At 55.4% G+C, this 444-nt stretch carries 1 protein-coding gene; it reads right to left on the reverse strand.

The window, feature by feature from the left end:
* Nucleotides 1-124 precede the first annotated feature (124 nt).
* Nucleotides 125-444: hypothetical protein (locus ACNQQL_RS36105; RefSeq protein ID WP_347069717.1), on the reverse strand; the 320-nt coding region annotated here is incomplete at its 5' end.

Here is a 444-nt window from a genome sequence, read left to right on the forward strand (position 1 = left end):
TCAACGCGTATGCGATCTGCTCTTCGGTGAACTTGCTCTTCTTCACGGCATGACCTCCAAGTCTCGATGACATCGTCATGCCGGAATTTTCCACTTCCAAGTGGGACAGTTTTGTGGGCCAGGGTCAATTTATTAGTTGCCCCCGTTCGTCGACCTCGAGACCCCGATCATTCAGCAACACCACGCCTGCCGGTAGCCGTCCACCATGGGAGTCCGTCGTGAAGGTACCGTCATCCTTGAGATACACCGGGTCACCATGGACTGTTCTCACATGAATGATGCGTATCAAGTGACCGTCACGATCCACGACCATGTGCTCGCTGTTTACAAATACCACCCCGGTACCGACCTCGCCAATCCCCCAATGCTGAGCCGCCTGGACGGTAATCATCTGCTGGATAGACTGGTCCATCGGCGTGCCGTCCGCATTCTTCCCCTTGCCGT

The organism is Burkholderia sp. LFS061 (assembly GCF_047978125.1).
Taxonomy (GTDB): domain Bacteria; phylum Pseudomonadota; class Gammaproteobacteria; order Burkholderiales; family Burkholderiaceae; genus Burkholderia; species Burkholderia pyrrocinia_C.